The organism is uncultured Aquincola sp., from assembly GCF_964001545.1.
In the GTDB taxonomy this organism is placed as follows: domain Bacteria; phylum Pseudomonadota; class Gammaproteobacteria; order Burkholderiales; family Burkholderiaceae_C; genus Aquincola.
This window is the reverse complement of record NZ_CAXFDV010000425.1, coordinates 1-6894: the sequence shown is the minus strand read 5'-3', so window position 1 is coordinate 6894 and position 6894 is coordinate 1. Positions and strand designations below refer to the sequence as shown.

The window sequence follows — 6894 nt, the reverse complement described above, 5'->3', positions numbered from 1 at the left end:
CGGCGCCTTCCACCAGGTGGGCCATGCCACGCCCGCTCGCGGGGGCGTGCGGCGGCGCCAGGTCGGCCAGCTCGAAGGGGATGTCGGCCGGCCCGGGACTTTCCTGCCTCAGCATCCAGCGCGCCCACAGGTGCATCAGCCCCAGGTAGGCCGCGTAGGCGCCCACCAGGGCCAGCGCATGGCGCAGCGCCAGGGACTGCACGCCGGCCTGCATCAGCAGGGCCGACAGGCCCCAGCACGCCGCCAGCGTGAGCATGGCGATGCAGCACACATGCAGCCGCAGCCAGCGGCGGTTCAACAGGTCCTGCCGCACCTGCCTTTCAAAGCTCGCGGCTTCCGCCGCGCCCCGGCCCACGGCGCCTTCAGGCCGCCGGCTCGGGCGCGGGCGCGGTGGCGGGCTTGGCCGGCAGCAGGGCCGACACCTGCGTGCCCAGGCCCGGGGCCGAGCGGATGGTGAGCTGGCCCCCCGCGGCTTCCACGCGGTAGCGCATGCCCAGCAGCCCGTGGGCCGAGCGGGTGGGCTGCGTGGTGTCGAAGCCGGCACCGTTGTCGCGCACGGCCACCTCCACGCCACCGTCCTGCTCTTCCAAAGTCAACTCGACGCGGCTGGCCTGCGCATGCTTGGCGATGTTGGTGAAGGCCTCCTGCACCAGGCGGTAGGCGGTGAGTTCGTCGGCCGGCTCCAAGGACACCGGGCTGAGGCGGCTGAACACCTCCAGCTGGCTGCGCTCGCCGAACTCACGCGCCAGGATTTCCAGCGCCGGCACGAGGCCGAAGTTGCTGAGCGTGGAAGGCCGCAGGTCTTCGATGATGCGGCGCTTGAGCGCGATGCCGCTGTTGAGCGTCTCGCTCAGGTGGGCCAGCCGTTCGGCCGCCTCGGGCGAGTTGCCGCCCAGCCGCGACTTGATGCGCGCCGCATCCAGCTTGGCGGCGGTGAGCAGGGCGCCCAGCTCGTCGTGCAGCTCGCGCGCCAGCCGGCTGCGTTCGTCCTCGCGGGCGGTTTGCAGGTGCTGCGCCAGCTCGGTGAGCTGGCGGGTGCGTTCGGCCACCTCACGCTCCAGCTCGTCGCGCTGTCGGGCCACGGCCAGCGCGCGCTGCTCCTGCTCGGCTTCCAGCGCGCGGGTCTGCCGCAGGTACATGAACAGCGCCAGCAGGCTCACGGCGCTCATCGCGCCCACGCCCATGCGGTGCAGCATCAAGGTGTCGTAGATGCCGCGCCGGCTCGACGCCACGCGCTCCGACTCCACATCCATCAGCGTCTGGGACAGGTTCCTGATCTCGGTCATTTTTTCTCTTCCGATGTCCAGCAGCAGCAGTTCGCGCCACGCATCGTGTCGGCCTTCGCGGTAGAGGGACATCACCGTGGCCAGTTCCGAGAGCTTGGCATCGAGCGCCTGGTTCATGCGCCCCATGGTCTCGGCCTGCGCCGGCAGCGGGGCGTAATAGTCGCGCAGGAAGCGTTGCGATGCATGGATCTCGTCGAGAGCCGCACGATAAGGGTCAAGGTACTGCTCCCGGCCGGTGAGCAGGAAGCCTCGCTGGCCGCTTTCGGCGTCCACCGTGCGCCGTAGCAACGACTGCAGGTGCTCGCGCGCATCGGCGATGCGGCCGGTTTCGTCCAGCGCCCGCGTGGCCTGCAGGTAGGCCGTCTCGGTGATCAGCACCATGGCCAGACCCGCGATCAAGGCCAGCGGAAACAGGAAAGGACTGCGCTTGACCCGCGCCAGGATGTTCAGGGCCGCGGCTTGCATCTACACTTGCCTTCGTATATCAGACGATCGTTAGGGTTGTATCGAGCATGATCAGAATCGCCATCGTGGATGACCATGCCATTGTGCGCTCCGGTCTCAAGCAGTTCTTCTCGGAGCAGGTGGACCTGCGGGTCACCGGTGAAGCCGCCAACGGCCGTGAAGCACTGGACCTGGTCCGCAAGGGGGAAGTGGATGTGCTGGTCATGGACTTGTCCATGCCCGACCAGAGCGGCGTCGATGCACTCGCGGCCATCAAGGCCCGTGCGCCCGACCTGCCGGTGCTCATCCTGAGCGGCTTCCCCGAAGAGCACTACGCCACCACCTTGCTCAAGCAGGGGGCCAGCGGCTACCTCAACAAGGAATGCGATCCGCAGGAGATCGTCACCGCCATCCGCACGGTGTACCGGGGCCGCAAGTACATCACCTCGGGCGTGGCCCAGCTGCTGGCCGATGGCCTGTCGGGCGCGGGCGACAAGGCCCCGCACGAGACGCTGTCCGAGCGTGAGTTCCAGGTGTTTCTGCGGCTGGCCAAGGGCGAAACCATCGGCCACATGGCCGACAGCATGTCGCTGAGCGTCAAGACGGTGAGCACCTACCGTTCGCGCGTGATGGAGAAGATGAACCTGTCCTCCAACAGCGACCTCACCTACTACGCCCTCAAGAACGGGCTGATCCAGTAAGAGGAAGCGCCCGCGCCCGCCAGGCGCGGGCAGCGCCGCAGCCTGCCGGGAGGGCAGGCTGATGGCGCAGCGCTTCAGATCAGGTCGCCGTGGTGGGTATCGCCACCGCCGCCGGCTGCCAGGCGCTCGCAATAGTTGATGAGCGCATCGATCTCGTTGCTCTTGTCGAACACCTTGTCGGCGCCCAGTTCCAGGCACTTGCGCCGCATGTCGGGCGTGGCGTAGTTGCTGAAGACCACCAGCTTGCAGCTGCCGCGTGCCCGCACGGTCGAGCGCAGCACGCCCAGGCCCGAGCCGCCCTTGAGGAAGATGTCGATGATCACCAGGTCGCATTGCTGCGCATGGTGGTTGAGCCAGTAGACCGCGCTCGATTCGTCTTCGGCGGTGCCCACCACTTCCAGCGGCACCATCTCTTCCAGCGTGGCGATCAGGTTCTCGCGAATGACAGGGCTGTCTTCGACGATGTAGGTCTTCAGGTTCACCATCGAATCTTGCGGCATCTGGGCATTGCCCGGCACCGCCGATGGGGGCGATGCGAGCTTCGTTCTCGCCGGTGGGTGATGGCTACCAATGATCAACGACACGATTCATGCCCCGGCGCGCTCAAAAACTCTAACAGCCACCCGTGGTGCTGGCCGTCAGATGTTTCCTACAGCGCGCGCGACCGGTAGGCACATCCGCGGTTCACGGGACGAGGTTTGATTGGGCCTGCGCGCCCGCTGGCGGGCCATCGGCTTGCAACGCGAGCCGGTGTCGGACATCGCCTTGCGCAGCAGGCGGCGGTAGGACGCGAACTACGCCGCCTCACGGCGCAGTCCGCTGGGCCGGGCCGTGGTGGCGTCCAGATACTGCACCGCACTGCAAAACCCTGTTGCAGGCATTGAAGGAGATTCGCATGAACAAGACCCTGACGCTCAAGACCGTTTTCGTGGCCGGCGTGATCGCGCTGTGTGGTGGTGCCAGCGCTGCCGACCAGATGCCGCGTGCCGAATACAAGGCCATGAAGGAGCGCATCAGCGCCGACTACAAGGCTGACAAGGCCGCCTGCGATGCGATGTCCGGCAATGCCAAGGACGTTTGCCAGAAGGAAGCCGAAGCCAAGGAAAAGGTGGCCAAGGCCGAGTTGGAGTACCGCCACAGCGGCAAGGCCAAGGACGGCGAGAAGCTGGCCATGACCAAGGCCGAGACCGCCTATGAAGTGGCCAAGGAGCGTTGCGACGACAAGTCGGGCAACGACAAGGACGTGTGCGTGAAGGAAGCCAAGGCCGCCGAGACCCGCGCCAAGGCCGACGCCAAGGCCGCCAGCAAGACCGGCGAAGCCCGCAAGGACGCGATGGAAGACAAGCGCGAAGCCAACTACGAGGCCGCGGCCGAGAAGTGCGATGCGATGAGCGGCGATGCCAAGTCGCAGTGCGTGGCCAGCGCCAAGGCCCGCTTCGGCAAGAGCTGATCACCGCGCGCGATGGCCGACGTGCTGCACAGCGTGGCGGATGACGAGTCTCGTCTGAGCCGGCTGCTGGAGACGTACACGGTGGTACAGGGCCGGCCCGACGCTGCGGCGGAAGGCCAGGCCCTGGCCGCGCAGCTGGCGATGGAGATGCATGCCTATTCGCTGGCGGTGCGGCAGGCCCTGCACACGGCCCTGCCGCATGCAGGCGCCTTGCTGCCGCAGGACAGCGACGGCCTGGCGCAGTGCGAATGGCTGGCCGCCCGCGCGGCAGCCGCCGACCTCAGCAGCCCGCAGCGCGATGCACTGGTGGGGCAGTTCCGCGAGGCCTTCGACACCATGCGCGCGCAGCAGCGCAGCCACCTGTGGCCGCGGCTGCCGGCCAACCGCCTGGCCGCGCTGGACGCCGACTACCGCCACAGCGCGCAGGCCGCGCGCGAAGCCTGGAAGCGGCTGCGCCAGCGCGACCAGGCGCCGGAAGACGAGTCCGCCGACCCGGTGGGCCCGGGCGACGCCGACACCTGAAGGGCGCGCCGCCAGGCGCGTGCTTCAGCGCGGGCTGCTGCCGCGGCGCCGCTGCAGCAACGCCAGGCTGGCCGCGGCCGCCAGCGCGCTGATCACCGCGCCCCAGGCGATGTCCACCACCACGATGTGCACCGGCCAGCCGCGCAGCGTGGCCAGGTTGGTCAGGTCGTAGGTGGCGTAGGCCAGCGCGCCGTACAGCGCGCCCAGCCCCCAGCCCTGCCGCGGCGCCCGCGCCCGCCAGGCCGGCAGCACCGCAAACACCACGACGCCCACCGGATAGGCCAGGTAGAACAACGCAGCCGCGCCCCAGCGGGGCTCGGGCAGCAGCAAGGGGCCCAGCGCCGCCTGGTAGACCGAGGGCATCACCAGCCCCAGCCACACGGCATCCAGCGCCAGCATGCTCACCAGCGCGCCCAGATAGGCCAAGATCGAAAGAGGCATCCGCAACACTCCCGGCAACGCCGGTCAGAGCGTCGCCTCAGGGTTCAAGTTCCAGTCGGGGCAGGGCCTGCATCAGGCGCTCGGTGGCGGCCACGCCGCTCAGCGCGGTCACCGCGTCGATCTCTGCCTCGTCGTAGGCCAGACCATAGCTCAGTGGATGGCCTTCCAGCCGCCGCGGGCCGATGCGGGTGGCGGCATGCAGCCGCCGAAAGCCCGTGTGGCGCGCATCGGCGCTGATGCGCAGCGCCAGCGCATGCACCACCTCGGCCGGGCCTTCCAGGTGGTGGCAAAAGCGCCCGCCATCGAACACCAGCAGGCCGGTGACCTCGTGCGCCGCATTCCACAGGCGGGCCCGGCGCACGATGTCGGCGATGGTCGAGACCTTGACCGACGGGTCCAGCTCGCTGGTGTAGAGCACTTCGTACAGGGGGAAAGGGGACACTGCGCCTCGGCTGTTCTTGTAACAGCGGGCAGGCTAACCGTGGGCGCCGCACCGCGCCATGTCAAATGACATGGCTGCCTCTGGCCGCGCCGCACCGCGATACTGTTGCAACCGCTTCCTTGCCTGGCCGATGAATACCAGCCTCGAACCACCACCGCCCCCGCGCGCCCCCGTGCCGTGCACCGCCTGCCCGCTGCGGCGCATGGCCGTCTTCAAGAGCAACTCGCAGGACGAGCTGCTGTTCCTCAACAGCTTCAAGGACGCCCACCTCACCGTGGCCGCCGGCCAGCCCATCGTGTGGCAGGGCCAGGCCGCCACGCTGGGCACCTTGTTCTCGGGCTGGGCCTTCCGCTTCAAGTCGCTGTCCGACGGGCGTCGGCAGATCCTCAACTTCGTACTGCCGGGCGACCTGATCGGCCTGCAGGACCAGAGCCACGAGGTGTCGCCGCACGGCGTGGAAGCCTTGACCGACGTGGAGCTGTGCCGCTTCGACACCGACCGGCTGTGGACGCTGTACAGCCGCTTTCCCAAGCTGGCCTACGACGTCACCTGGCTGGCTGCGCACGAAGAAAGCCTGGTCGACGAGAACCTGCTGACGGTGGGCAGGCGCAGCGCGTCGGAGCGCATCGCGATGCTGATGCTGCACCTGTACAAGCGCTCGGTGGCGCTGGGCCTGGCGCAGGACGGCCAGGTGCCCTGGCCGGTGAACCAGCAGCACATCGCCGATGCGGTGGGCCTGTCGCTGGTGCACACCAACCGGACGCTGCGCAAGTTGTATAGACAAGGCCTGTTTGCCGTGCAGGACGGCTGGCTGCACCTGCCCGACCCCGGCGCGCTGGGCCGGCTGGCCGACTACTACGAGCAGCCGGTGCCGCGCCGGCCGTTGATCTAGACGCTCAACCCCGGGCCACGAGGGCCACCACATCGGCCCAGCGGGCCAGGGCCGCGCGCATCGCGGCCACCAGCGCGGCCGGGTCGTCGCCGCCCGTGGCCGGCACCGTCACGTCGAACACCTGCGGCAAGGCCGCCGGCCCGGTGTTGCTGGCGTTCACGTCGCCCGGCCGCAGCGTCCACACCACGCGCAGCCGGGCCTGCGCCGGCGCGGCGCTCAGGTCGAAGCGCTGCACGTCGGCCACCAGGCGCCATTGCGGCGTGCCGCCTACGGTGGCCGGCCAGGCGGTCACGGTGGCGCCGGGCAGGCGCTCGGCCAGCAGCAGTGCCAGCGCACGCGGCAGCTGGGCCTTGACGGGTTCCACCCAGCGCTGGCCGTCCTGCACCGTCAGGCCGCTGCCGGTGGCCACCACCAGCGAAGAGCGATCGACCGCATCGGGCACCGAGATGCGGCCCACCTGCAGCGTGGTCACCCGGACAGCACCCGAGGCCGCCGGCGCCGGGGGCGTGGCGCCGCCCGCGGCGGTGCCGGCATCGGTGGGCAGCACGCTGTGCCATGAAGGGGGTGGTGAGCCGGCGCAGCCGGCCAGCAGCAGCGCCGCCGCCAGGCTGCCGGCCGCCATGAAGGTGCGCGGGTGGGTCATTCTTTCTCCGTCTCGAGGGGGTTGAGGCGCTTGCCGCGCAGCAGCGACTCGGGCTGGCGGTCCAGCGTGTCGG

9 protein-coding genes and 1 pseudogene are annotated in these 6894 nt (G+C 69.3%); 4 read left to right on the top strand and 6 right to left on the bottom strand.

Annotated elements, in window-relative coordinates:
- Positions 1 to 298: pseudogene (locus tag ABNT58_RS14430) on the bottom strand (hypothetical protein); the annotation flags it as partial.
- Positions 299 to 362: 64 nt separating this feature from the next.
- A complete protein-coding gene (locus ABNT58_RS14425; protein ID WP_348754156.1) occupies positions 363 to 1751 on the bottom strand; it encodes a CHASE3 domain-containing protein in 1389 nt (462 codons plus the stop codon).
- Positions 1752 to 1798: 47 nt separating this feature from the next.
- On the opposite strand from ABNT58_RS14425, the gene ABNT58_RS14420 reads away from it, so the two are divergent.
- Positions 1799 to 2431 (top strand): response regulator transcription factor, encoded by a 633-nt coding sequence (locus tag ABNT58_RS14420; protein ID WP_348754155.1) that lies wholly within the window; start codon positions 1799 to 1801, stop codon positions 2429 to 2431.
- Between the two features lie 74 nt (positions 2432 to 2505).
- On the opposite strand, the gene ABNT58_RS14415 is transcribed toward ABNT58_RS14420, so the two are convergent.
- Positions 2506 to 2916 carry a response regulator transcription factor gene (locus tag ABNT58_RS14415; RefSeq protein WP_348754157.1) on the bottom strand — a complete coding sequence of 137 codons (411 nt, stop codon included), beginning with the start codon at positions 2914 to 2916 and terminating at the stop codon, positions 2506 to 2508.
- A gap of 410 nt (positions 2917 to 3326) precedes the next feature.
- Here ABNT58_RS14415 and ABNT58_RS14410 point away from each other — a divergent pair, with 410 nt between their 5' ends.
- Positions 3327 to 3881, top strand: a complete 555-nt coding sequence (locus tag ABNT58_RS14410; protein ID WP_348754154.1) for a hypothetical protein — start codon at positions 3327 to 3329, stop codon at positions 3879 to 3881.
- Between the two features lie 12 nt (positions 3882 to 3893).
- A complete protein-coding gene (locus ABNT58_RS14405) occupies positions 3894 to 4403 on the top strand; it encodes a hypothetical protein (RefSeq protein ID WP_348754153.1) in 510 nt (169 codons plus the stop codon).
- A gap of 24 nt (positions 4404 to 4427) precedes the next feature.
- On the opposite strand, the gene ABNT58_RS14400 is transcribed toward ABNT58_RS14405, so the two are convergent.
- Both ABNT58_RS14400 and ABNT58_RS14395 read right to left on the bottom strand, forming a co-directional pair.
- Positions 4428 to 4844: a DUF2177 family protein gene (locus tag ABNT58_RS14400; protein ID WP_348754152.1), complete on the bottom strand. Its 417-nt coding sequence runs from the start codon at positions 4842 to 4844 to the stop codon at positions 4428 to 4430.
- Positions 4845 to 4881: 37 nt separating this feature from the next.
- Positions 4882 to 5286, bottom strand: coding sequence for a BLUF domain-containing protein (locus ABNT58_RS14395; RefSeq protein WP_348754151.1), 405 nt, complete (start codon positions 5284 to 5286; stop codon positions 4882 to 4884).
- Between the two features lie 130 nt (positions 5287 to 5416).
- On the opposite strand from ABNT58_RS14395, the gene ABNT58_RS14390 reads away from it, so the two are divergent.
- Complete coding sequence (locus ABNT58_RS14390; protein WP_348754150.1) at positions 5417 to 6178, top strand: Crp/Fnr family transcriptional regulator; 762 nt, start codon at positions 5417 to 5419, stop codon at positions 6176 to 6178.
- A gap of 4 nt (positions 6179 to 6182) precedes the next feature.
- On the opposite strand, the gene ABNT58_RS14385 is transcribed toward ABNT58_RS14390, so the two are convergent.
- Positions 6183 to 6821 (bottom strand): ABC-type transport auxiliary lipoprotein family protein, encoded by a 639-nt coding sequence (locus ABNT58_RS14385; protein WP_348754149.1) that lies wholly within the window; start codon positions 6819 to 6821, stop codon positions 6183 to 6185.
- Positions 6822 to 6894 lie beyond the last annotated feature (73 nt).